The following is a 24,419-nucleotide window of genomic DNA, read 5'->3' on the forward strand; positions in this document are numbered from 1 at the left end:
CGCCCAATGCCTCCCAGGGGAACTTATCCCCTTGCCGGTTGGCCGACCCCAGCTTCGCGCTGTACAGGCCTTTTTCCTCCATTCAGACCACCTCGGTCACGGCAACGCGGATAATGGGCCATCCATGGCCCTATCCGCTCGCTCTGCATCCATGCAGAGACGTACCGGCTCAGTGCTCTTCATTCCGGCGTCCTGCAGGCGCATTCATTAATCCGCTAAGCGGCTTTTCAGAATGGGCATTGCTGTTCGATAAAAACGACGTAGCGGTTGGGATAAACCGCGCCTCTGGGCCCGCCGCAGAAACCGCTGATATGCTTGGTCTGTCCGCAGGGATACGGACAAGCGGCTCCGGCCAGGGATGGCCGATGAGGCGCGCGGCCAGTAAATATCAAGGTTTCAAGGATTACGGGCCAGAAAGCGCAAAGCAGGGGTTTGGGGATAAGATCCCCAAGTTGGGGCGCAGGGGCTTGCCCCGCAAAGGCTGTTCACGTGCAGCCAGTGCAGGGCTGTGCTGGTTGCTGCAACTACTCGGTAATCCGCAGCGGGATAAACATCGCCGCGCCACGGCGCACAATGCGCATCGGTACGCTGCGGTTGGCCGGCAGCTTGGCAACCACCGTATTAAAATCGTCCATGCTGCGCACCGGATCACCGGCAATCATGGTGATGATGTCGCCGTTGACCAGACCGGCAAAGGCCGCCGGACCACGCTTCACATCACGAACGACCACGCCATCACCGACGCTTTTGCGCTGCGCGTCAGACAACTCACTGACCACCACACCCAGACGGTTGCTGGTGCTTTCTTTCGGACTGGCATTGTTCAGCGCCAGTTCGGCGCCATCGCCATCCGGCAGCACGCCAATGGTCACGTTGATTTTCTTACGCTTACCGTTGCGCACCACGTCCAGCTTGACGCCGCTGCCCGGCTTCACCCGGCCAACCTGATGCGGCAGATCGGACGACAGGTAAATCGACTTGCCGTTGAAGTGGGTAATGATGTCGCCATTTTTCAGGCCAGCCGCTTCCGCCGGACTGCCAGGCACAATCTGCGCGACCAGCGCACCGGCTGCTTTTTCCAGACCAAAAGACTCAGCCAGGTCTTTGCTGACCTCCTGAATCACCACACCGAGCCAGCCGCGGCTGACTTTGCCTTTTTCTTTCAGCTGATCGGCGACATCCATGGCCACATTGATCGGAATGGCAAAAGACACGCCCATAAAACCACCGGAGCGGGTGTAGATCTGGGAGTTGATGCCCACGACTTTGCCATCCAGATTAAACAGCGGGCCGCCGGAATTACCCGGGTTAATAGCCACGTCGGTCTGGATAAAAGGCACATAGTTTTCGTTCGGCAGGCTGCGGCCCTTGGCGCTGACAATACCGGCGGTCACCGAGTAATCAAAACCAAAAGGTGAACCAATGGCGACAACCCACTCACCCACTTCCAGCGCATCCGAATCGCCCAGCTCTACGATTGGCAGATTCTTGGCTTCAACTTTCAGCAGGGCCAGATCGGAGCTCTCATCGGCACCAATCAGTTTGGCTTCCAGCTCACGGCGATCATTAAGGCGCACAACAATTTCGTCGGCATCCTTGATCACATGATTATTCGTCAGGATGTAGCCATCTTTGGAGACGATAAAACCGGAGCCGAGCGATGCCCGCTCCTGTTCACCGCCACGAGGGCCCTGCCCCGGTGCACCGAAGAAGTGGCGGAAAATTTCCGGCACATCTTCCGGCAGACCATAACGCTGCTGAAAGCCGTTATTCTGCATATGTTGCACAGTACTGATATTGACCACGGCCGGCGAAGTTTCCTTCACCAGGTCACGGAAATCGGGTAACTCCGCCCGGGCCAAAGAGGCCAGCAACAGCAGAGGCAGCACTAACATACGGATCATCTGTGTCATGGTTTTTCCTTGCTCAAAGGTGTTCTGAGTGGATCATAGGGATACGTTCACAACCGGGCTTAAGAGTCGGCTGCCATTGTGACTGATAGCGTGCCGCCAGCTTGCGTGCCAGGGCAAAACCGCCCGCCAGCCCAGCGAGAGCTGCCACCCCAGCCCAGCCATCGCTGCCGCTCAGCTGGCCGATAACCGCGCTGCCAATCAGGCCCAGTAAAGGCAGGCCATACAGAGCCAGTGCACTCAGTGCCAGACTACCGTCGGGCAGCGTCAGCACCACCTGCTGACCCGGCTGCAGCGGTTGTTCGGTACTGACCCAGAGGCGCATCGGCCGACCAAGTTTACTCAGGCTGTGCTGACCGCAACCAGAGCGGGCATTACAGCTGTTGCAGGCACTGCGCTGCACGGCTTCAACCCAGATACCGCCATCGCCCTGCTCTATAACTTCAACGATTTCCTGACTCATCGCCTGCTTATTCCTCTGCCGCGGACAGCGCGCTGTTTGCACTGTCGGTATTCTGTTCCGCCAGAGCTGCGGGAACGACCGATGTCGCGATACGGATCATGGTATCGGCCGGTAATTCACCCACCACGGTCACCCTTAAACGACTCTGATTGTCGCCATCGGCCTCTGCGGAAGAATGCTCACGATAGCGCACAACCGCTGCGGTGGCGCCCCAGCGGCTGGTCATTTCCGGCAGGTGCTCCTGACTGACAGGATCAATAAACAAGGTAAAAGCGGCCAGACCATCACTGTACATCAGGCGTACCGGCAATTTGCTCATGGCCCCGGAGTCATCCTTTTGTTCAGCCGCCACTTGCGGCTGTGGCGAGCCGGCCTGAATCACTGCAGTAATATGAAAACCAGACGGAACCCAGCCAGGTAACCAGCCGATATCGGCCGTACTGATCTGCTCATGGTCGGGGGAAACAGGGTAAAGAGTCAGTTTATGCCCCTGATCATCGGGCTCAAAGGCAGTCGCCGGGATATCAGGACCAATCTCAATCTGGGCAAACTGGAAACGCTCCAGCACCTGTTGCTGATGATTCAGCAGATCAGAGCGCAATAACAGGCCGGTAACCTGATCAAGCCAGAGCTGATAACCATAGCGGTCCGCATCCACCGGAGTTACCTGTAAACGCTGGGCAAAACGTCCGGCAATGCGCTCCACATTGCCAAGCGTAAAATGGTACTGACCATCATCAATATCCATCACCCGGGAAAAACCGTGTAATGGGTTGCTGAGTTCGCTGTTCAGGCGTGGGGAGTGGTCGCCGGGATGAATACAGACGATGTCATGACCATGACGCACCATTTCACGCGGCAGGCCGGTAAGGTGCTGCAGTTTTTCCTGCTCCACCCCATCGATTACTGCGTGAGTAATGGCCAGAGTCTGCCATTCCTGACCATCACCATAGATTAAAACACCGCGATAATTCTGTTGTTGAAAGGCCTGGGTCATGCGTTCCAACCAGCCCCGGGCGCCTTCCTCAGCCTGCGTGCTAAGCACGAGCAGACTGAAACTCAGGGTAAGCAGTAGTCTGCCTCCCCTCATTTGCTGCCCTCAGCAGGCTGCTGGAAATCCACCACACGGGCAAAAGGAATGGCTGCACGGCTGCCGGTCATAGTCGCCTGCTCAGTATGCTGCAGCACGTACTCCTGCAGTTTGCGCTGTGCGGCTTCAAGCTGGGCAGCATCGGCTTCAGACATAGCCTGTACCGGCGCCGATGCCAGTTGCACCGCTGCAGGCATCTGCGTTTGCTGCTCAGCGACCAGGGCATCTGGCTCAACGCTGTTCAGCCTCACCCCAACAAGTACCGCCAACGTTACCGATGCGGCAACCGCTCCTGAGGCCAACCAGCGCAGCTTGTGGTTATTGGCCACAACCACCTGAGGGCGGCTCACTTCATCCATTGGCTCGCCATCCAGCGCCTGCATAATGCCACGCGACAGATCAACAGCAGCGGCAGGCTCACCGCGCATCAGTGAACCAATCATCTGATAACGCTGCCAGGTACCGCGCAGTTCATCGTCCTGCTCGAGCTGATTAAGTAAACGGCGGACTTCCAGTTCGTCGGTTTCACCGTCCATCAGGGCGGATAAGGATTCATTCATGCGTTCATTCATCGGTTGCTATCCTCCCGGTCAGGCAATGGCGCTGGCGGTATCGGCCAGCAGTGGCTGCATTTTGCGGTCAATGGCTTCACGGGCGCGGAAGATACGCGACCGTACGGTGCCGATCGGACATTCCATCACCTCGGCAATTTCTTCATAGCTCATACCTTCAAGCTCACGCAGGGTTACGGCCATACGCAGCTCCTCCGGCAGGGCTTCAATGGCGTCAAACACCACTTTCTGCAATTGATCGCGCTGCAGCAGACCATCCGGAGTTTCGATATCTTTCATATTAGCTTCGTCAGCAAAAAACTCGGCATCATCCAGATCAATATCGCGGGTCGGGGTCTTGCGCCCACGGCTGACCAGATAATTTTTTGCCGTATTCACTGCGATGCGGTACATCCAGGTATAAAACTGACTCTCACCACGAAAGCCAGGCAGTGCCCGGTAGGCCTTGATAAAGGCTTCCTGAGTCACGTCCTGAGCCTCAGCAAAGTCAGGGACAAAGCGTCCGACCAGCGCCAGAATGCGGTGCTGATATTTGATGACCAGCAGATCAAATGCGCGCCGGTCGCCCTTCTGTACGCGGGCAACCAGTTGCCGATCTGTAGATTGTTGATCTGTCATGCTTTTTTCCGCTGTCGTGCGCTGTGTCTCTACAGCCATTGCTAAGCTCATCTACCCAGCCTCCTGTATGCCAGTGTGTCGACCTGGTTCTGGGAGGATAGAGGGGATTTGTTCGGATTAGTTCCGCCAGAGTGTATCATGGGTGGCATATGTGGCCGATGACGGACAGAAAGTTATTCCCCGTACAGCGTCCGTTATGGCCCGTCCGGCACTGGCATAAGCCTCCGCGGCGGCATTATAGTGCCCACCACTTTGATACGTACAATACAGCATGAGCCAATCTTTCTCTTTCGATGTTCTTATTATTGGCAGCGGCGCCGCCGGCCTGACGCTGGGGTTGTCACTGCCTGATCACATCAATGCTGCCATCATCAGCAAAGACAGCCTGGATGCAGGCTCCACACGCTGGGCTCAGGGCGGCGTGGCGGCGGTGCTGGATGAAGACGACAGTGTTGAGGCCCACGTGCAGGACACCCTGATCGCCGGTGCCGGTCTATGCCATGAACCCAGCGTGCGTTTTACCGTGGAAAACTCCACCGCCGCGATTCAGTGGCTGATTGATATCGGTGTGCCCTTCACTCAGGACAGCCCGGATCATTTCCATCTGACCCGTGAAGGTGGCCACAGCGCACGGCGCATCATTCACGCCGCCGATGCGACCGGCCATGCCATCTCCGATACGCTGCTGGCACGGGCGAAAGAAAAGCCCAACCTCAAACTGTTGCAGAACTACATCGCCATTGATCTGATCACCCGCGAAAAACTCGGCAGCGGCGGTCATGGCTGTATCGGCGCTTATTTTCTCAATAACGATACCGGCGATGTCGACGTCATTACCGCGCGCTCAGTGGTACTGGCCACCGGTGGTGCCAGCAAGGTGTATCTGTACACCAGCAACCCGGACGGCGCTTCCGGCGATGGCATTGCCATGGCCTGGCGTGCCGGTTGCCGCGTCGCCAATATGGAATTCAACCAGTTCCACCCTACCTGCCTGTATCACCCGCAGGCCAAATCCTTTCTGATTACCGAAGCGGTGCGCGGTGAAGGTGGCAAGCTGTTGCTGCCCAATGGCCAGCGCTTTATGCAGCGCTTCGATAAACGCGCCGAACTGGCACCACGGGATATCGTCGCCCGCGCCATCGACCATGAGATGAAACGCATCGGTGCCGACTGCCTGTTCCTCGATATCAGCCACAAACCGGCTGACTTTATCAAAGAGCACTTCCCCACTATTTATGAGCGCTGTCTGGAGCTGGGCATCGACATCACCCGCCAGCCGATTCCGGTGGTGCCGGCGGCGCACTACACCTGTGGTGGCGTGGTAACCGATATCCATGGCCGCACCGATATCGAAAACCTGTATGCCATCGGCGAAACCGCCAGCACCGGTCTGCACGGAGCCAACCGCCTGGCCAGCAATTCGCTGCTTGAGTGTCTGGTGTTTGCCCGCTCCGCCGCGGCTCATATTGCCGCCAATATCGACCGTAACGAACCGGCCCCCAAAGCGCCGGCCTGGGATGCCAGTCAGGTGACCGATTCCGATGAAGACGTGGTGATTGCCCATAACTGGGACGAATTACGGCGCTTTATGTGGGATTACGTTGGCATTGTGCGCACCACCAAACGACTGGTGCGTGCTCAGCACCGGGTGCAGATGCTGCGGCAGGAAATTCAGGAGTTTTACAGCAACTACCGGGTAAGTAATGACTTACTTGAGCTGCGTAATCTGGTGGATGTGGCCGACGTGATCATCCGCTCGGCACTGCTGCGCAAAGAAAGCCGCGGCCTGCATTTCAGCCGTGACTATCCGCAACCGCTGCCACGCGCCTTCGATACCGTTCTGACGCCTAAATATCTGAAAGAACTGGGTGAACTCTGAGCCGGCTTTGCCCGGATCTGAACCCGCTCAACCCCGGAGCATCAGTGCAGATCGTTATATAACGCCGCCGTCAGGCGGCGGTAATCCTCCGCACTGCTCAGGCTGTCAGGCCGGATCATCAGCCGCTGCCAGGGCCAGAACGACCACTCCAGTATCAGCACATCCGCCCGCCTTACACTGCCACTGCGCCAGCGCACCGGCAGCCTGCGACCACGACACTCAAACCACCAGCCACGGCTGTCATAACCGAGTTTACGCACCACAGGTTGGCGCCAGCCCCAGGCTGTCAGAACCAACAGGAAAAATGCCGCACATAACCACCACAAAAACGGCAGCAGCCAGACAAGAATCAGCAGGGAAAACAACAGAAAGACGCCATCGAGCCAGCGTTGCCGACGCGATGACTGCAGTACCCACTCAGCGGTTGCGGGCATGCTCCCGCACCAGTTCAATAATGCGAGCCAGATCGGCATTATCCGGAACCTGATGCTCCATAAACCAGGTAAACAGATCCGGATCTTCACATTCCAGCAGCTGACGGTAGCGGGCCTGATCGTCCGCGCTCAGACCGGTGAAGGCTTCTTCGGCAAAAGGAACCAGCAATACATCAAGCTCCAGCATGCCACGGCGGCTGTGCCAGCGGACGCGTTTTGCTTCAATTTCGTCAGACACTCGGAACTCCCAGATAAGCAATAAAAGTAAACAACAGAAGGTAAACGGCAGCAGTCGCAGGGTGCGGCCACGCCGGTGATAAAACCGCAGTATATCAAAGCTGGCAGCGGATACCGCTATCCCGACGGTGGTATAAGCCCGATAGCCACACAATCTGCAACGTTAAGAGTATGACCAATTTGCAGTAAACTGCGGCCATATTGTTATCACCGACACAAGACCCGTATTCATTATGTCTGAAGCATCCATCGTACTTCCCGGCCAAATTGACCCGCAGGGGTTCATCCCGGAGCAACCTGCCACACAGGGGCTGACCTGGCTTTCCGCCTTTGCCCTGCTGGAAATCAGCGGCCCGGACAGTGAACGCTTTCTGCAGGGACAATTAACCTGCGATATGACCAGCCTTAAAGCAGGCCGCTGGACTCTGGGCGCTTGCTGTACTGCCAAAGGCCGCATGGTGGCGAACTTTGTGATTGCCCGCCATGGCGACAGCGTCTGGCTGCGCCTGCCTCGGGCTCAGGTCAGCGCGCTACGCCAGCATTTGGCACGCTACGCGGTGTTTTTTAAGGTCACCATGACCGAGCATCTGGACGACTGGCTGGTCACTGCCGATGTGCCTGCCGAGCTGTCTGCGTACGACGACAACCCTGACAGCCTGAGCGATGGCCGCCTGCTGCTGCACGACAGCAGTGATAACAGCCTGACCCTGCACTGGCCGGATGGCCGCGTTGAATACTGGCTGCCAGCAGAAAAAGCCAACGCCCAACTCCAACAGGCCCCGGAACTTACTGCCGAGCAGCAATGGTGGCTGGGCGACATTGCCGAAGGCATTGTCTGGGTCGAAGAAGCCAGCCGCGAAGCCTGGGTGCCACAGTTTATCGACTGGCATATCCACGAGGGCATCAGCTTCCGCAAAGGTTGCTATACCGGTCAGGAGATCGTTGCGCGTCTGCAGTATCTGGGCAAAAGCAAAAAGAATCTGGTCGCCGTGAGCACTGTCGCGGATGCCAATATCGCCATTATGACCGCCCTGCAGGACAGTCAGGGTAAGACGCTGGGCGACATTGCCGCCTGGTGCGGCCGTCTTGGCCTGGCGGTGATGAACAGCGACTGGCCAGAGAGCGGCATAAAAGCCGGGGAAATTCCCGTCACTCTCGCCCGTCTTTCCTATACTGAAGGCACAACTGAGCAGAATAACAGCGACGCTGATCCTGCCATCACAGACAACTGATCCGGCCACAGGGCCGGAGCGCTTAAGAGGCCGGCCCATGAGCAACCTGGCACAACAGGTAAAAGACGATATCGTAGCCCAGATAAAGAAGGACGAACTGGTGCTGCCCACCCTGCCCGAGATTGCTTTACGTGTACGCGAAGTGGCAGAAGATGCCAACGCCACCATTCCCCAGCTGAGTCAGATCATCGCCCAGGACCCGGCGCTCAGTGCGCGTATTATTAAGGTCACTAACAGCCCATTAATCCGCGCCAACAGCCCAGTCACCGACCTTGGCACCGCCATTTCGCGCCTGGGTATCGATTTCACCAGTAATCTGGCCATCGGCCTGGCCATGGAGCAGATGTTTCAGGCCACCCACGACATTATTGATAAACGCATGCGCGAATGCTGGGCACGGGCCATGGAGATCGCCTCATCGGCTCAGGTGCTGGCACGGCATTTCACTAAACTGCAGCCGGATCAGGCCATGCTCGCCGGACTAGTACATCAGATCGGTATGCTGCCAATTCTGGCTTATGCCGAAAATCACAGCGACCTGCTCAACGACAGCTTCTCACTGGATCTCGTACTGGAAAAACTGCATCCGTCTCTGGGCAGCTATATTTTGCGCAGCTGGGAGTTTTCGCCGGATCTGGTCAATGTACCGAAGGAATATCTGAATCTGCAGCATCAGGCCGACAGTGCGGATTACTGCGACCTGATCCAGGTTGCCACGCTGCAAAGCTACGACGGCAGCGATCACCCGCTGGCACGGATTAAGCGCAGTGAGCTGGGTTCCTATCAGCGTCTGGGGCTGGACGCCGACGATGAAGTTACCCAATGGCAGGAACTGACTGAAGAAGCCGAAGCCACGCAAAACGCGCTGCGCTGAGCGCCAACTAAATACCGGCCAGCGGGTGCTTATCCTGCGGCCAGGGAGATTCCAGCAACGCCTCAATCCAGCTGGCCGGCACATCATCCACATGAGCGTGCTGCCAGCGCGGGCTGAAATCTTTATCCACCACCATGGCGCGAATGCCTTCGGCAAAGTCCGGATGCCGCACCGACTGATAGGCCAGCACCAGCTCCCACTGCACCACCTCTTTTAAACTCATCTGCTTGCCGCGGTGCAACTGCTCCATAATCAGGTGTGCCGTTGCCGGACAACCAGCTTTAAAGTTATTCAGTCCCTGCTGCAGCCAGGCGTTGTCTGTGCTGTGCGCCGCAAAACGCGCGGCTATTTTGCTCAGATCGTCGCAGGCAAAGAGCTCATCCAGTTCGGCCTGCACCGGCTGCAGCTGGCTGGCCGGCATCTCCGCCGCTGCTGAGCCTTCAAGCTGCTGCAACAGAGAGCGCACGCAATAATGGTTTTCGGCCTGGTTATCGCTCCAGTTTTGCTGACGCAGCTGCGCCAGCACCTCATCCAGCTGGGCGTGCTGCAGGCAATAGTGAGTCAGTTTCAGGTCTTTGCAATCAACGGCATTCATATGACTGCCGGACAACCCCATCCAGTGACCGGCCGGATACGGCAAACGTGACAGATACCAGGTGGCAGCAACATCCGGGAACAGACCGATGCGGACTTCCGGCCAGGCCAGCTTCAGTGTCTCAGTACCAACGCGGTGATTAGCGCCGATAAACAGCCCTAAGCCACCGCCCATGACAAAGCCATTTCCCCAGGCAATCAGCGGCTTGGAAAACAGGTGAACACGGTAGTTTTTGCCATATTCGCCGCTGAAAAAATTGTCAGCATAACGGCAATGCTCATCGCCTTCGGCCTGCATGCTGTCATACAGCTGGCGGATATCGCCACCGGCACAGAAGGCTTTATCACCGGCACCACGCATCACTACCGCCACCAGCTTGTCGCTCTTTTCCCAGCGCTTCAGCTGCTTGTCGATCAGATTCACCATGGTCAGATCGACAGCATTCATGGCTTTTGGGGCATTCAGGGTCAGAACACCAATCTTATGGCCAGAACGGGTCGTCAGGGTGTCAAACAAAACCGGGGATTCAACAGTCAAAACAGTCTCCTTGAATGTTCCCAGGGCCTGCTCATCTTTATTAAACAGGCTCTGATAATGCTCAGTCAGCGCAGAACCGGCAGACAATCCGGCTGCCGTACGCGCATCATACAGGAGTGTTACACTCACACGGAAAGCAACCGTACGCCAGAGTGAACACCCAGCATGACGCCGTTACTGAGTCTGATCATAATTGCCGCCATTATCGGCCTGTTACTGCTGCTGATGCTAGTCGACCGAGGTAGCAGAGGCAGTGAATTATCGGCTCTGGCTGATCAGCTGAAACTGGCTTACCGGCCTTATGCCTCACTCAGCCAGCGTATCCGCGACGCGCACTTTCAGCTGCTGGATATTGGCCAGTTCCGTCACTTCCGCCATTTACTTGAAGGGCAACTGGAGAACGATGACAGCCGCTACCTTAATCTGTTTGATTACAGCCTGATCGGGGCCGGCGGCGCGTCGACTCAGACCGTTATTCTGTTGCCCTGCCCGCTGCCCGAGGCCAGTGCCTTCAGCATCTGTCGCAAGCGCTGGTTGCAGGAAGATGTGTTTTCCGAAAGCCAGCACAAGAAGCTCGTCTCATTAACGGCACAGCAAAAACCCCTGCTGCTGCGCCAGTGGCAGCTGCACAGCCAGAATGGCGAACGCCTGTGGGCCTTACTGAAACCAGAGGTCTGCGACTGGCTTTTGGCGCATCCTCACCTTCACATTGAGTGGGCAGATGGCATCCTGCTGCTCTGCCGGCCTCACCATGTTCTGCCACCGGCCCAGATCGAAGACGCCCTGCAGCACGCCCTGCAACTGATCAAACGCCTGCAGGACAGTGCCAGAACGGTCTGAATCAGTGTCTCTCAATAATAAAATTACAGGTATTTTTTATGCGGCCTATCTCAGCCATGTTTCAGGCTTCCACCCGCTTGCTTATCGGCGCCACGACCTTCGCAGCATTAATGCTGAGCGGCTGCTCGGCCAGTCAGCAGGAAGTGATTTATGACAAAGCCATTAACCTGGCCCGCAGCAGCGCCGACCTGACCCTGAAACAGGTCGCCACCGGTGATGTGGAAATGCGTTATCTGGAACGTCAGGGCACAGGGCCAACCGTCTTATTACTGCATGGTTTTTCTGCCAACAAAGATACCTGGCTGAAATTTGCCGCTGAAATGCCACAGGATTATCACCTGATTATTCCCGACCTGGCCGGTCACGGTGACACCCCGGCACCATCGACCCAGGATTATAATTTAATCCGCCAGGCTGAACGCCTGCATAAGCTGATGGCTGCGACGGGCGCTGAACAATTCCATATTGCCGGCAATTCCATGGGCGGTGCCATCAGCGCCATTTATGCCACCCGCTATCCGCAACAGATTCTCAGCCTGACCTTAATTGATGCTGCCGGTGTTGATGCGCCAGAGCAAAGCGAATATATGCAGGCGCTGGCCGAAGGCAAAAATCCGTTAATCGCTACCGACGAAGAAAGTTTTGAATACCGCTGGAATTTCGTCATGAGTGAACCACCACTATTGCCATGGCCGCTGCGTCCGGTGGTTGTGCGTAAAACCATCGCCCGCGAAGGTATTAACCGCGAAATATTCAGCGATATGCTCGCTACCCGCGAAGAGCTGGCAGCCAGCCAGTTTGAGCAACAGCTGAGCGAAAAAGTCACCATGCCAACGCTGATTATCTGGGGAGAGGAAGACCGCGTACTGGATGTATCAGCCGCACAGGTATTCAAAGAAAAGCTGCCACAAGCACAGGTAAAAATTTATCCGGGAATCGGTCATTTACCGATGGTCGAAATTCCGGCTGAAACCGCAGAACTGTACAGCCGTTTTATTGCAACCGCTGAATAATTCTGAAAAAGAGAGAATGCAGGCCAAAAAGCCCCGTTATCCGGGGCTTTTTTATGTTGTTTAATAACGTTTAAACCGGTTGCAAACGCAACAGTGTGCGCGCCATATATTCTCCCTGATAAGCGGCCAGACTCAACTCCAGCTCTGACGGCTGACGACTACCATCAGCACCGGCTATACAGGCAGCGCCCAGCGGTGAGCCGCCTTTTACCGTACTGATATCCGTTAACCCCGGAGCGGTATAAGGCAGGCCGGCAATCAACATACCATGGTGCAGCAGCGTGGTATGAAACGACTGTATCGTGGTTTCATTACCACCGCCGGTGCCGGTTGAGGTAAACACACTGGCCAGTTTTCCCACCAGTGCATTCTGCATCCACAGGCCACCGGTCTGATCGAGGAAATTTCGCATCTGAGCTGCCATATTGCCGAAGCGGGTTGGCGTGCCAAAAATAATACCGTCATAGCCGGCTAATTCGGCAACGCTGGCTTCATCTCCGGCCTGTTGCATTTTAATACCGGCTTTTTCCGCTATCTCAGAACTCAGGGTTTCCGGTACACGCTTCAGGCTGACGTCGACCCCCTCAATTTTACCGGCACCTTCTGCTACGGCCTGTGCCATGGTTTCGATATGGCCATAACTTGAATAATATAAAACCAGTAATTTTTTCATGCCGCCTCCGCCAGTTGCTGTTCAATTAATTGTTCTAACTGTTCATTGGTTAACGTGCTGGAAACCAGCGTTTTACCATTAATCAGCAAGGTTGGAATCGAACGAACATTCAGCCGCCGTGCCAGCGCTATATCATCTTCCACCAGCAGGCGAAGTTCTTCCGTTTTTACCTGTTCCGCCAGAGCCTTACCGTCAAATCCCAGCGTATTGGCTGCGGCTATCAGAGTGTCTTCACTACCAATATTTTCATTCAGCAGCAGGTGACGACGCTGAATTTCATCGAACATATCCCAGTGGGCAGCAGTGCCGTAGGTTATTTCTGCGGCCTTGGCGAACAGTGCCGCCAGCCAACCGGACGGATAAGAAAAAGGCTTGGCGCGCATGCCCTCGGTATTAAAACGGGCCGGATCATCGGCAGCTGCCTGACACTGCTGCCAGTGGCGCAGGATTTCGGCTTTTGCCAGCGCCATTGAGCCAAAGCGCTCAATCATTTCCTGCTCATTGCGCTGCAATACAAAACAGCGCTGACGGATCTGAACCTGCGGATGATCCGCCCAGCGGCGTAAACGTGGGCTGAGCACATAGCACCAGCCGCAAACAGCATCGTGGAAAAAATCGATTGTGATCATTACTGCTCTCCTGTTGCAGATATTGGACGGAGAGCAGATTACGGCCAGGGGAAAATAAAAAATAATGAAAAGAACGGCTGAATATACGCCGTTTTTTGCATGCTTATGCGGCAGGCGGGGTCTGGGTCAGCAATTCATACAGGCGGGCAACGGCAGTCAGATGTGCAAACTCCGGGTTCAGACCGATATGCAAAGCCACTTCCCGCTCATTGCCGGCTGCCAGAGTAAGGCGCTGCATCCGCCCGGTAATCAGATATTCCGGCAGCCAGGCAAAGCCCACACCGGCTTCTACCGCCTGCTGAGCAAGTGCTGCAGAATCAAGGGTCAGACGCTGCTGTGCTGCCAGCCAGCCACTGTCGCGGTTGGCGCTGCCACTATCACGCAACACGATCTGGCAGTGTTGTTTAAGGTCGCTGTCAGTGAGTGGCCCGGCGCTCGCCAGCGGATGAGATAAACCGCAGACACAGTGTTTACGCACCGCCAGTAAAGGCTCACTCAGTATGTCATGAGGTAATTGACTGGCGATGGCGACAGCAACCAGCCCCTGTTCCAGCAGCTGCGAGGCACCCGATAACGCACTTTCATAAATCTGTACCGACACCTGTGGCATTTCTGCGCTGAACTGCGCCAGTCGCGGTAACCAATATGCCGGAGGTAACAGGACATCCACCGCCAGGGCGATTTCCTGACGCTGTGCCAAAGCACTATCGGTAGCTTTTATTTCCAGCGATTCGGCGCGGGCCAGTAAAGCCCGTGCCTGCACCAGCAATTGTTCCCCGGCCAGCGTCAGCTGCGACTGACGCCCCTGAACCTGAAATAAAGGCTGATTTAATAAAGATTCCATTTTTTTCAGACTGTGCACCACCGCCGACTGGCTTTTGCAGAGAAATTCTGCCGCTTTAATGGTGCTTCCCTGCTCAGCCGTAGCAACAAAAGTGCGCCACATTTCCAGAGTAATTTTCATACTGTTTAAACCGCATACCGACCTGGGGATACAACCGTATTTCCTGACGGAAACCGGCGATGTCAGAGCTTGCTTACAGCGGAGAGCGTGGCTCTGACAATATACTGAGCAGCTCTGACAACATACGATGACGAAGTTATTCGTCCGCCCAGGATAATACCTGTCCGGTCACGGCGCCGCCATCAATGACGAATTCACTGCCGGTTGAATAGGTGGCTTCGGTAAACATAAAGCGCGCCATGCGCGCGACCTCAAGCGCCTCACCAAACCGGGGAATGGGCTGCGCCTGAGCAATCGCATCGGGCAAGCCATCGGTCATGGCAGTGCGTATTGGCCCGGGGTGTAATGACAGCACGCGGATATTGTATGGCGCCAGATCCAGCGCCGCGGCCTTGGTCAGCCCGCGTACGCCCCATTTACTGGCAACATAACCGGCAAGACCGCCATAACCCTGTAAACCTGCCGTGGATGAGGTATTTACAATGGCCCCGCCGCCTGCTTTTTTCAGCGCCGGTGTGACGCAATGAATGCCGAGAAACACACCGTATAAATTGATATCGGTAATGCGCTTAAACTCTTCCGGCGAGCTGTTTTCTGCACCACTGAAACCCACGACTCCGGCATTATTGAATAGTGCGTTCAGGCCGCCGAATTCTGTTTCAGCAAAAGCGATTGCCTGCTCCCAGTCCTTAACACTGACCACATCCAGATGCCGGTAACGCACCCGTGAACCCAGCTCCTTAGCCAGAGCATTTCCTGCATCGTCCTGTACATCGGCAATCAATACCTGAGCACCTTCCGCTGCCAGCAGCCTGGCGGTAGCGGCACCAATACCACTGGCTCCGCCAGTGATCAGTATTTTCAGATCCTGCGTTGCGATTACGTTCATAACGGTTCTCCTTGCTGATTCTGCAGCCGGCATTTGCCGGACCATGATCAAAGCATAGGCAAAAAAAATCCGCTGCCACACGGGTGACAGCGGATTATGCGTTATTGCACTAACGCCCGGTTTATTGGCGGGTCAGGGTTTTATCAAAAGCACGGGTCACTTCACCGCTGACGCTGTCAACGGTATAAGAAGTTGCACGGAATTCATCGCCAGCGATTTCGATATAGAAAAAGCCCAGCGTTTTATCCTGTTGCCAGTAAGCTGCGTTGCGCTCGGTGTCTTTGAACTCACGGCTCTTGCCACCGGCACCGGAAACCATGTGCAGGGTTTTTCCGCATTTATCCACCGGCTGCAGGAACTGCAGTTCATGATCGTGACCGGCAATCATCACATCCACTTTGTTACAGACGTGGTCTTTCAGCATGTCGTAATACACCACGCCGGCGCCCGGGAAGCCGTCATACATACCGGCGTTACCGTGCTTACCGTTGGACAGAAACGGATGATGGGCAAAGGCGATTTTCCACGGTGCGGAAGCGTTATTCAGCTCGCGGTCGATCCATTCTGCCTGGGTCTTTTTGTACGGCAGCTGCCAGTATTCGGCATCGGCATCGCCCACTGCGGCCAGCGGGTTGGAATCGAGGGAGAAGAAGTTAATCAGTGGCTGCTCTTCGTTTAACGGCGCGGAGAACGTGTAGTAACGTGCCGGCATCTGCCACTTATTGCTTGGGCGGTTCTGCTGGTAGTGATAATCCACCTGAATATCGCCTTTATCGTTATCCAGACCATCACCACCGAATAACCATGAGTTATCGTGGTTGCCCAGCGTCATATAAAACGGGAAGTTGAGGTTTTTATACGGGTCTTCAAATTTGGTCTGAAACTGAATATCCGATACCGAATCTACGCCGGCTTCATAAATGTTATCGCCCAATCCGATGGCGAAATCACAACCACGTTCGGCACATACAGATTCCAGTGCAGCAGCCACTTTATACTGACCATCACCGCCAGTACCCATATCGCCGATAGCGATAAAGCGGACGGTCTTGTTAACAGTACCCACATCCGGCAGCGGCTCCGGGGTTTTCGACATGGCCAGCGCCTGAGCGGCAACCACACTGCTCAGCAGCACGGGAAGCATCATTTTATTCATAGGTATCTCCTTTATTCAGCGGTGAGAACAACATTGTGAAAGCCGCCGCAGCATAGTGGCACCATGTTACAGCTTTGTTTTTGTTTTATGGCAATGCGGATAACAGCACAAAGGTACCAATCTCAAAAGGACACTACCGGCCAGTGGTGAGGATATAACGCAACCCGGCTCAGGGCGGCATCAAAACAGCCTGATACACCGGCCGTTAAAACGTCATTTCGGCCATATTCAACACAGGCCAGCCACTCTACACTGCGCGCCTTTACAACCAAAACCGAAGAACCCAGCTATGGCAAACACAGATAAAGCAAACCGTCCTAACCGACTCAGCACCGTCGTCAGCAAAGTGAATAAACTGCCGGTAGCCTGGCGCGCCAAGGCACTGTCACTGGTAATGGGCCGGGTGATTCCTTTCGCCGGCACCGCCGGCACCCGCGTAGAAAAACTGACCCCGCAGGAATGCGTGATCGTTATGCGCAACAAGAAGAAAGTGCAGAACCATATCGGCAGTGTGCACGCCGCGGCGATGGGTCTGCTGGCCGAGTCGGCCACTGGCTTTATGACCGGCATGAGCGTACCCGATGACCGCATCATTGTTATCCGCTCCATGCAGCTGGAATACCTCAAGCGTGCCAGCGGTGATATGAAAGCGGTGGCAAGTTTCAGCGATGAGCAGCTCGACTATGTGAAGAACACCGAAAAAGGCGATATCGAAGTACCGGTTGTGATCACCGATGGCAGCGGTACCGAAACCGTCAAAGCCACCATGGTGTGGGCGTGGACGCCGAAGAAGAAGTAAGTATGTGATGCAGCGGCAAAGGAATTGCCGCAGCCATTACGCGGGAGCAAAACGCTACTGCCGTTCATGCTCCTTACAAATCAGCTCTGCATCTTCTGCTGACAGTGGCTGTTGCAGCAGATTGCAGAAATACCCGTCTTCTGTCTCACGGTTATGGCGACACGAACGGCATATACCAAATGATTTCATCTGATTAGCGCTTAAAAATCCTGTCAGCAATAATTTCAGAGCGGCGCTGACCTGTTGCTGCTCAGCAACCGATAAATGCGCACAGGCTTTAACAAACATCGGAGAGGGAATCAGCTGCTGCAACAGCTGCTGACCCGCCTCAGTCACGCGCAGATGCGTTACGCGCTTATCCGCGGTATCCGCAACCTTTTGCAGCAATGCCTTTTTTTCCAGCACTTTCAGCGTCTGCGACACCGTGCCTTTGGTCTGCCCCAGATACTCACTCACCGCCATTGGCGTATCCGAATAGCGATTGCAGATCGACAGGTAATGCAGCGCCTCCAGCTGAACCGGCAACAGGCCGAATTCTGCGCCGCACTGGCGTGCGTCAACCCGGAGTAATTCCCCAAGCCGCTCAACGTGGTTGTAAATCAGATCAGTCATCATTGGCACATAGTATCGACTAAAAACTTTATTGACAACAGGGCAATCCGTCCCTTAGGGTTTAAAAGGTGTCGAGTCGATACATAAATTTGGAGAGAGATAATGAACAACGCCATTTTTTATCACGCCGGTTGTCCGGTATGTGTCAGCGCAGAACAGGCTCTGCTGGCCGCACTGGATCAGCAGCGCCTGAATCTGAAAGTCGTCCATCTGGGTGAAGAGCCCGCCGAAATCACAGCTGCGGAATTAGCCGGCGTAAAATCGGTACCCGCATTGCTGCTCAACGGTCAGGTGCTCCATATCAATTTCGGAGCCTCATTAGACGATTTAAAAGGAGCGCAATAATGGCTAATCATTCACTGTTGCTGGCCTTTATAGCGGCGGGATTTTCTGCCGCAGCCTGTGCGGGCGGCCACCATCACGGCGGCATACAGGCAGAAAAGAAAAATATTGAGCTGGCTCCTTTCGATATTATTCATACCAAAATCACCACTGAAGGCAGCATCGCAACCTTCCATATGGCGGTATCCGGTAATGCCGGAGAAAATACTCCCGCGGCGAGCGGACAGCTTGCCGGCAGCCATGTATTTTCCTATGTCTGGCCAACAACCATTGACAGCTACGAGGTGGGTTTTGACAAACAAGCCGGTATTCTGGCTCTGGCGGTAACCAGCCATCCGGATTTTGACGACACACCGCTGTACGATGAAAACAATGATGGCGATACCGGCAACGACGGCAATCTCTGGCACAGTCATTGGGTGGTGTTACATCCCGATGAACGCTGTGGCAAAGGTGCACTGGGCGTTGCCGATATTCCGGAAGGTGTTAAGCCGCGTTTGCCGGCAACCTGGCCGGGCCTGCCAATTCTGCTCGACAGCCCGGGCTGGGACCCGGTGTTCTCCGCCGAGCATGTGGAGGTTCGTGTTCCCTTTGCAGATATTGCCGTTGTTGAACAGGCAAACTTTGATGGTGTAACCGCAGGTTTACGGGTTAATCAGAGTGTGCACTCGCCACTGCTGTGTGTGGTGAATGTAATGGATATAGCCTCGGGCGATCTGAGTTTACCGGGCAAGGTCAATCACTGAGCCATAGCCGGACAAGGATGTCTGCTTATTCAAAAAATCAGAGGATAAATACCTGAAAAGCTCCATAAAACAGCCCCGGCAGTATTAACCTGCCGGGGCTGTTTTATAGCCGATAAAAGAATCAGTTATTCGCAGCCATATACTCACGGCGCTTTTGTTCGCCATCGATATAACGCAACCACTGATCAGCCATTTTTTCTGCTTCGGCAAACTTCTGCGCTTCTTCAAAGCTGTCGCGTGCGTATGGCAGATCATCCAGATTAAACAGAATCAGACCTTTCAGGATATAGGCCGCCGAAGGCTGCTGCAGCTTACCCAGCTTCAGCGCTTTATCGACATTATTCAGTGCCAGCTTCCATTCCTGACGTTCGGTATGAATCTGCGCCAGCTTGTAGAAATCTTTACCGGCCTGAGAGGCTTCGGCCGCTTTGGCCATTACCACAATGGCTTTATCGTATTCTTTTGCCAGCATCCAGGCATCGCCCAGCAAAGACAGATTTTTAGCACTGGCTTCAATCTTTTTGTCTTTCATGCCGTCTTCAAGAATAGCAGCAGCCTTGTACGGAATTTCCTGTCCAAGTAATGCCTGTGCCAGATTCACCAGTTCGCTTTCTTTGCTCAGCAAACCCTGCTCGTGTGCGGTTTCCAACGCCGCCAGTTCTTTCAGCGGCTGGCCAAGCTCGCTGTAAACGGCCGCCAGTTGCACCCAGTATTGGGCTTTCGGATACAGGGTCGACAGATCCTGCAGACAGCGCGCCAGATTTTTGAAATCTTTGTTCTGGTAGTACACCGCACGCTCCAGCAGCAGCCAGTTTTCTTTTGGCTGGTTGCCCTGCTCTTTGGTCATGGCGATGGCTTTTTTCACATCCGGCAGAGCCTGCTGATATTTCTCCAGCTGGAACTGCATCTGTGCCCGTAAAATAAAGGCTTCAGCATTCGGTTTTTCAACCATCGCGAACCATTTATTCAGCTCGGCCAGTGCATTTTTATAATCTTCCTGAATCAGGTAGAGCTTAGCCAGACTGTACAGTGTGGTTTGCTCCAGACTTTCCGGAATATTTTTGGTGGCAACGACGTTTTTATAAGCGCCGATAGCCTTCTTGTAATCTTCCTGATTGAAATACACATAGGCGAACATATTGTGTGTCATCGCCTGTTCGTAACTGTTGCGTTTGATTTTCTCAACCGCGTTCAGTGCCTCGATGGCTTCGGCGTATTTCTTTTCATCAGACAACGCCCGGGCAGCATCCAGCTTTTTATAGATATGAGGTCGTAAAGTCTGGGCACGGCGTACACGTTTTTTTTCTGCAGAAGAAGATTGCTCTTCTGCCTGCTGATCCTTGCTCTGCGACCAGGCTGCCGCCGGCGCAAGCATGCTTGCGCCATAGGCCAGTACCGCAGTCATCAGCACAGCAACGGGTTGTTTCATAGCATTCGTCATAAAGGACTCCTGTTATCTGCCACTCTTATCCAGTTCAAAACGGATAATGTTGCGTACGCCTTTTACCTCAACGGCTTTACCGTTTTCGATTTTCGGCTTGTATTTGAATTTGGTAACCGCCGCCATCGCTTCACGGTCAAAAATGCCCGGAGGATCGGCTTCAATAACATGCGGCTCGGTCACCGTACCCAGCGTGGTTACGGTGAATTCCACCACCACATAACCTTCAATACCTTTCTGCGCAGCACGGCGCGGATAATTCGGTGCAACTTTTACGATCGGTAAAAATTCACCATCTCCACTGCCGCCACCGAGTCCGGCATCAACGTTAAGATCGGCGCCAAGATCAAATCCACCGATATCAAAACCATCGGTATTTGCCTGTGCCATATCAGGGCGGGGCATATCCGGTTTTGGTGGTTCGGCCGGCGGCGTTGGTGGCTTCTGTGGCTTGCGCTCTTTGGTGCGGACTTCGTCGTCTGGCTTATCCATCACGAAGCTCTGAATGCGGCCAAAGTCCTGTTCGTTCAGCACCGATCCTCCGGTGCTGATCAGGCTCTGCATCATCCAGAACACCGCAAAGGTAGCGACGGCTGCAACCGCCAGCGCAGCGCCGAAGCGTAGCAAGCTGGATTGCATGATCAGCGCTCCTCAGTCGCCAGTGATACATCATAAACACCGGCCTGACGGGCAGCGTCCATTACCGCTACCAGCTGACGGGTTTTGGCTTCCTCATCGGCCTGAATAACGACAGTACCCTGCGGATTCTCAGCGTGCATGCGTTCGATATTGGCGCGTACCTGGCTTTCATCAACTTTGCGTTTGTTAATCCAGATTTCACCCATGTCGTTAATGGCAATCAGGATATTGGCACGCGGTTTGGACTGCGCTGTGCTGGCATCCGGACGGTTGACTTCGATACCGGATTCTTTAACGAACGAGGCCGTTACGATAAAGAAAATCAGCATAATAAATACCACGTCCAGCATTGGCGTAATGTCGATTTCGCCTTCTTCTGCCTGCGGGGTTAAATTCGAAAAACCACGTCTCATACTATTAATTCCAATTAGTGGTCAAAAGTTAACTGGTCTTCAAGGCGAATTTTTTCGCGCTTGATAAAACGTTCGAGCAGTGACTGGGCAAATACCCCGGTCAGTGCACCGACCATCCCGGCCATGGTTGGAATGGTGGCTTTGGAAATACCGGAGGCCATGGCTTTCGGACTGCCGTTCCCCAGAAATGCCATCACATCAAATACTTCAATCATGCCCGTTACCGTTCCCAGTAAGCCGAACAGTGGCGCCAGTCCAATCACCATTTTGATGGTGCTCATATTGGCGCTTAAATTAATGTTCAGCTGGCTGATCAGATCCTGGCGGATCTGATGCGCATGCCAGGAGCGGCGCTCACTGCGCGCTTCCCATTCCTGTACCGCGGCGGCCAGAGCCGGGCGGTACGAGAACATAAAATAAGCGGCGCGTTCGAGTACCAGTAACCAGAGGATAAAAATCAGTCCGAAGATGGCGTAGAGGACATCGCCTCCACGTTCCATAAACAGATATACCGGTTCGTACAATTCACCGAACATCATGGTTACGCCGCTGTTGCCTGAGGTTTGGTCTGCTGTTCGGACTGACGCGCCAGAATACCGGTGGCGCGTTCTTCCAGAATCATCATCAGTTCACGTGAACGGTTGTTGGTTAAGGTATGCAGGAACACACAAGGAATTGCCGCTACCAGACCCAGAACCGTTGTTACCAGTGCCTGAGAAATACCACCTGCCATCAGTTTCGGATCACCGGTACCGAACAGCGACATGGTTTCGAATACGTCGATCATACCGGTCACCGTACCCAGCAGACCCAGTAATGGGGCAACCACGGAGATAATTTTGATCCAGCCGATTGCGCGGGTTAAACGTGGAATTTCAGCGGCGATTGCTTCGCCCAGATGCAGTTCCAGGGTTTCGGTATCGGCATTTTTATTGGCATTAAATACTGCCATTACACGACCCAGAGCGTTATTTTCGTTTGGCGTGTCGTTATCCATCTGAGCACGGATTTTTCCGGCTTCGCTGTACAGTACAACCATGCGCCACAGAGCCAGGGCAATACCAATAGCACCCAGTACAATAATGATGTAACCAACCACACCACCCTGATCAACACGGTCACCCAGCTCTGGTGACTGCCCCATGATTTTCAGCAGCTGACCACGGGAAGGATCGATCCAGAAACCGGTCAGTTCAGCGCCGGTAACAGAAGCCAGTTCCGCGGCAGGATCGGTGTAACGGCTGCCAGGCTGCTTATCCAGCTCGACCAGACGACCGGCTTCCAGATCCCAGTTCAGGTATTTATCTGCGGAGACAACGTTAAAGCCGCCAACACGAATAACCTGCTCTTCCGTTGTATTACCGCTTGGCAGTACCACTTGCGCGTTGTAAGTCGATACACGGCCGCTGTAGGTCATTTCACGCTGCATTTCGAACCACAGACGTTCCAGTTCTTCAATGGATGGCAGCTTGGAAGAAGAACCTGCGGTTTTAATCAGATCGGTCAGGAACTGTTCACGACCCGGTAATTCAGAACTGATAACAGAACCTTCAAATACCGCTTTGGTATCGCCGGCCACCTGCTGCAGTACACCGAATAATTCTTTCAGACTGCCCAGACGGTTATTCAGGCGTTCCTGAGCTTCCGCCACTGCGGTTTCGTTCTGCTGAAATTCTTTTTCTTTCTGTGCGCTCAGCTGCTCGAGACGGGTGCGCTCATTCTGCGCATCCGCAACCATTTTTTCCTGCTCAGCTTTTGACTGATTGAAACGTGCCAGACGCTGTTTGAATTCTTTATCATCACGGGCCTGACCCTGTTTAACCAGATTCAGCAGAGAATCAACACTGACCGGCTCCGCCGCCTGAACATGAGTATTCAGACCCAGCACCAGAGCGGCACTTAAAAACAAAGATTGCAGTTTCATTATTTAGTCTCCTGCTGTGCTGAAGTGGGTGCGGCGACAGGCACTTTAATCAGGTCTGGTGCAGCCTGTTCACGGGCGATACGGATACCAGCCATCAACTTGCTTTTAAAGGATGCGTCCAGTGGCTCCCACTGATTAGCCGCGGTGTTCCATACACCCAGCTCCTGACCGTCCAGTGACTGATACATCAGGGAAATACGGCCCACGCGCAGGAAATCCACTTCACGGCTCTGGCCATTGGTCGCCAGCGTGCCACGGTACGATTCAATGGTGCGGCCGTAATCGACTTCGGCCTGATAGGCTTCTGTTACTTTGCGGTATTTCTCGGCAACGGTTACGTCCGAACGGCCCATCATATTTTTCAGATTGGCTACGCGCTTGCTACGCTCTTCGGCCAGAAACGGCACATCAGCGGCCACAAACTGGTCGATGGCATCAATCATGCGCAGCATCAGCGGTGTGATCTGACGTTCAACCAGCGTGACGTTTTTAATGCTGGCTTCAATACTGGCCAGCTCATCCTGCTGGGCTTTCAGCTGCTTATTCAGCTGTGTTACGTAAACATTCAGGCCGTCAATTTCTTTGACCAGGCCACGGTATTCACGCTCCTGAGCGCGGATACTGTTATCAACAGAATCAATTTTCTGCTGCGATTGCTGTGCTTTATTGGCGCGGTTAACGCCCTGATCCAGAGCACCGTCTACCGTGGCGGCAGAAGCACCCATTACCACGCCTGCGCTGAGCATGGCGGCCGCCAGAAGGTTGCGAGTTCGCAGTTGCATCGGCATATGTGTATTACCCGTTTTGTTCTCAATTCGTCTGCGTGACGCAGACTCCCCAAATTCAGAGCGCAAGATACTGCAGTTCTGTGACAGTTCTATTACATGACAGAAAGGCT

At 54.4% G+C, this 24,419-nt stretch carries 28 protein-coding genes; 8 read left to right on the top strand and 20 right to left on the bottom strand.

Annotated elements, in window-relative coordinates; translation table 11 throughout:
* Positions 1-524 precede the first annotated feature (524 nt).
* From LGT44_RS07365 to rpoE, 5 genes are read right to left on the bottom strand one after another with little or no spacing between them, the layout of a single operon-like run.
* Positions 525-1,913 carry a DegQ family serine endoprotease gene (locus LGT44_RS07365; RefSeq protein WP_230331497.1) on the bottom strand — a complete coding sequence of 463 codons (1,389 nt, stop codon included), beginning with the start codon at positions 1,911-1,913 and terminating at the stop codon, positions 525-527.
* A 13-nt stretch (positions 1,914-1,926) separates the two neighbouring features.
* Entirely contained in the window at positions 1,927-2,373 is a 447-nt protein-coding gene (locus tag LGT44_RS07370; RefSeq protein ID WP_230331496.1) for a SoxR reducing system RseC family protein, read from the bottom strand.
* Between the two features lie 7 nt (positions 2,374-2,380).
* Positions 2,381-3,463, bottom strand: a complete 1,083-nt coding sequence (locus LGT44_RS07375; protein ID WP_268866407.1) for a MucB/RseB C-terminal domain-containing protein — start codon at positions 3,461-3,463, stop codon at positions 2,381-2,383.
* Entirely contained in the window at positions 3,460-4,035 is a 576-nt protein-coding gene (locus LGT44_RS07380; protein WP_145469164.1) for a sigma-E factor negative regulatory protein, read from the bottom strand. Before LGT44_RS07380 ends, LGT44_RS07375 begins: the two co-directional genes overlap by 4 nt.
* Positions 4,036-4,053: 18 nt before the next feature.
* Positions 4,054-4,653, bottom strand: coding sequence for an RNA polymerase sigma factor RpoE (gene rpoE, locus LGT44_RS07385; RefSeq protein WP_145469163.1), 600 nt, complete (start codon positions 4,651-4,653; stop codon positions 4,054-4,056).
* A gap of 271 nt (positions 4,654-4,924) precedes the next feature.
* Here rpoE and nadB point away from each other — a divergent pair, with 271 nt between their 5' ends.
* Entirely contained in the window at positions 4,925-6,532 is a 1,608-nt protein-coding gene (gene nadB, locus LGT44_RS07390; protein ID WP_225691524.1) for an L-aspartate oxidase, read from the top strand.
* A 41-nt stretch (positions 6,533-6,573) separates the two neighbouring features.
* On the opposite strand, the gene LGT44_RS07395 is transcribed toward nadB, so the two are convergent.
* Both LGT44_RS07395 and LGT44_RS07400 read right to left on the bottom strand, forming a co-directional pair.
* The gene (locus tag LGT44_RS07395) at positions 6,574-6,966 is read right to left on the bottom strand and encodes a hypothetical protein (RefSeq protein WP_230331494.1); all 393 of its coding nucleotides are present in this window, start codon (positions 6,964-6,966) and stop codon (positions 6,574-6,576) included.
* On the bottom strand, positions 6,950-7,204 hold the full coding sequence (locus tag LGT44_RS07400) for an FAD assembly factor SdhE (RefSeq protein ID WP_145469160.1): 255 nt from the start codon (positions 7,202-7,204) through the stop codon (positions 6,950-6,952). Before LGT44_RS07400 ends, LGT44_RS07395 begins: the two co-directional genes overlap by 17 nt.
* 232 nt (positions 7,205-7,436) lie before the next feature.
* Between LGT44_RS07400 and ygfZ the strand changes: the two genes are divergently transcribed.
* Together ygfZ and LGT44_RS07410 are read left to right on the top strand one after the other, a co-directional pair.
* A complete protein-coding gene (ygfZ, locus tag LGT44_RS07405; RefSeq protein WP_230331493.1) occupies positions 7,437-8,435 on the top strand; it encodes a CAF17-like 4Fe-4S cluster assembly/insertion protein YgfZ in 999 nt (332 codons plus the stop codon).
* A 37-nt stretch (positions 8,436-8,472) separates the two neighbouring features.
* A complete protein-coding gene (locus LGT44_RS07410; RefSeq protein WP_145469158.1) occupies positions 8,473-9,309 on the top strand; it encodes an HDOD domain-containing protein in 837 nt (278 codons plus the stop codon).
* Between the two features lie 7 nt (positions 9,310-9,316).
* Here LGT44_RS07410 and LGT44_RS07415 read toward each other — a convergent pair whose 3' ends face one another.
* Positions 9,317-10,441 (bottom strand): enoyl-CoA hydratase/isomerase family protein, encoded by a 1,125-nt coding sequence (locus LGT44_RS07415; RefSeq protein ID WP_230331492.1) that lies wholly within the window; start codon positions 10,439-10,441, stop codon positions 9,317-9,319.
* A 165-nt stretch (positions 10,442-10,606) separates the two neighbouring features.
* Between LGT44_RS07415 and LGT44_RS07420 the strand changes: the two genes are divergently transcribed.
* A complete protein-coding gene (locus LGT44_RS07420; protein ID WP_230331491.1) occupies positions 10,607-11,281 on the top strand; it encodes a hypothetical protein in 675 nt (224 codons plus the stop codon).
* Positions 11,282-11,319: 38 nt separating this feature from the next.
* Positions 11,320-12,294, top strand: coding sequence for an alpha/beta fold hydrolase (locus LGT44_RS07425; RefSeq protein ID WP_230331490.1), 975 nt, complete (start codon positions 11,320-11,322; stop codon positions 12,292-12,294).
* A gap of 70 nt (positions 12,295-12,364) precedes the next feature.
* Here the strand turns inward: LGT44_RS07425 and wrbA are convergent, their stop codons facing one another.
* The 5 genes from wrbA to LGT44_RS07450 form a co-directional block, all read right to left on the bottom strand.
* Positions 12,365-12,967, bottom strand: a complete 603-nt coding sequence (gene wrbA / locus LGT44_RS07430) for an NAD(P)H:quinone oxidoreductase (RefSeq protein WP_230331489.1) — start codon at positions 12,965-12,967, stop codon at positions 12,365-12,367.
* Positions 12,964-13,596 carry a DsbA family oxidoreductase gene (locus tag LGT44_RS07435; RefSeq protein WP_145469153.1) on the bottom strand — a complete coding sequence of 211 codons (633 nt, stop codon included), beginning with the start codon at positions 13,594-13,596 and terminating at the stop codon, positions 12,964-12,966. Before LGT44_RS07435 ends, wrbA begins: the two co-directional genes overlap by 4 nt.
* A 103-nt stretch (positions 13,597-13,699) precedes the next feature.
* Positions 13,700-14,560 (bottom strand): LysR family transcriptional regulator, encoded by an 861-nt coding sequence (locus tag LGT44_RS07440; RefSeq protein WP_230331488.1) that lies wholly within the window; start codon positions 14,558-14,560, stop codon positions 13,700-13,702.
* Between the two features lie 136 nt (positions 14,561-14,696).
* Positions 14,697-15,449 carry an SDR family oxidoreductase gene (locus tag LGT44_RS07445; protein ID WP_230331487.1) on the bottom strand — a complete coding sequence of 251 codons (753 nt, stop codon included), beginning with the start codon at positions 15,447-15,449 and terminating at the stop codon, positions 14,697-14,699.
* Positions 15,450-15,570: 121 nt separating this feature from the next.
* Positions 15,571-16,605 carry a metallophosphoesterase gene (locus tag LGT44_RS07450; protein ID WP_145469150.1) on the bottom strand — a complete coding sequence of 345 codons (1,035 nt, stop codon included), beginning with the start codon at positions 16,603-16,605 and terminating at the stop codon, positions 15,571-15,573.
* A 289-nt stretch (positions 16,606-16,894) separates the two neighbouring features.
* Here LGT44_RS07450 and LGT44_RS07455 point away from each other — a divergent pair, with 289 nt between their 5' ends.
* Complete coding sequence (locus LGT44_RS07455; protein WP_145469149.1) at positions 16,895-17,404, top strand: DUF4442 domain-containing protein; 510 nt, start codon at positions 16,895-16,897, stop codon at positions 17,402-17,404.
* A gap of 54 nt (positions 17,405-17,458) precedes the next feature.
* Here LGT44_RS07455 and LGT44_RS07460 read toward each other — a convergent pair whose 3' ends face one another.
* Positions 17,459-18,016: a MarR family winged helix-turn-helix transcriptional regulator gene (locus tag LGT44_RS07460; RefSeq protein ID WP_230331486.1), complete on the bottom strand. Its 558-nt coding sequence runs from the start codon at positions 18,014-18,016 to the stop codon at positions 17,459-17,461.
* 102 nt (positions 18,017-18,118) lie between these two features.
* On the opposite strand from LGT44_RS07460, the gene LGT44_RS07465 reads away from it, so the two are divergent.
* Positions 18,119-18,361: a thioredoxin family protein gene (locus tag LGT44_RS07465; protein ID WP_230331485.1), complete on the top strand. Its 243-nt coding sequence runs from the start codon at positions 18,119-18,121 to the stop codon at positions 18,359-18,361.
* Positions 18,361-19,104 carry a hypothetical protein gene (locus tag LGT44_RS07470; RefSeq protein WP_145469146.1) on the top strand — a complete coding sequence of 248 codons (744 nt, stop codon included), beginning with the start codon at positions 18,361-18,363 and terminating at the stop codon, positions 19,102-19,104. Before LGT44_RS07465 ends, LGT44_RS07470 begins: the two co-directional genes overlap by 1 nt.
* 121 nt (positions 19,105-19,225) lie before the next feature.
* On the opposite strand, the gene LGT44_RS07475 is transcribed toward LGT44_RS07470, so the two are convergent.
* The 6 genes from LGT44_RS07475 to LGT44_RS07500 are packed head-to-tail and all read right to left on the bottom strand — an operon-like array spanning position 19,226 to position 24,303.
* Positions 19,226-20,545 (bottom strand): tetratricopeptide repeat protein, encoded by a 1,320-nt coding sequence (locus LGT44_RS07475; protein WP_230331484.1) that lies wholly within the window; start codon positions 20,543-20,545, stop codon positions 19,226-19,228.
* Between the two features lie 12 nt (positions 20,546-20,557).
* Positions 20,558-21,184 (bottom strand): energy transducer TonB, encoded by a 627-nt coding sequence (locus LGT44_RS07480; protein WP_145469145.1) that lies wholly within the window; start codon positions 21,182-21,184, stop codon positions 20,558-20,560.
* Positions 21,185-21,186: 2 nt separating this feature from the next.
* Complete coding sequence (locus tag LGT44_RS07485; protein ID WP_145469144.1) at positions 21,187-21,597, bottom strand: ExbD/TolR family protein; 411 nt, start codon at positions 21,595-21,597, stop codon at positions 21,187-21,189.
* A 14-nt stretch (positions 21,598-21,611) separates the two neighbouring features.
* Positions 21,612-22,136, bottom strand: a complete 525-nt coding sequence (locus LGT44_RS07490) for a MotA/TolQ/ExbB proton channel family protein (RefSeq protein WP_225691511.1) — start codon at positions 22,134-22,136, stop codon at positions 21,612-21,614.
* A 2-nt stretch (positions 22,137-22,138) separates the two neighbouring features.
* Positions 22,139-23,521: a MotA/TolQ/ExbB proton channel family protein gene (locus tag LGT44_RS07495; protein ID WP_230331483.1), complete on the bottom strand. Its 1,383-nt coding sequence runs from the start codon at positions 23,519-23,521 to the stop codon at positions 22,139-22,141.
* Positions 23,521-24,303, bottom strand: coding sequence for a DUF3450 domain-containing protein (locus LGT44_RS07500; protein ID WP_230331482.1), 783 nt, complete (start codon positions 24,301-24,303; stop codon positions 23,521-23,523). The genes LGT44_RS07495 and LGT44_RS07500 overlap by 1 nt, the downstream gene beginning before the upstream one ends.
* Positions 24,304-24,419: the final 116 nt, after the last annotated feature.

The sequence above is a fragment of the Thalassolituus alkanivorans genome (assembly GCF_020447205.1).
In the GTDB taxonomy this organism is placed as follows: Bacteria; Pseudomonadota; Gammaproteobacteria; order Pseudomonadales; family Oceanobacteraceae; genus Venatoribacter; species Venatoribacter alkanivorans.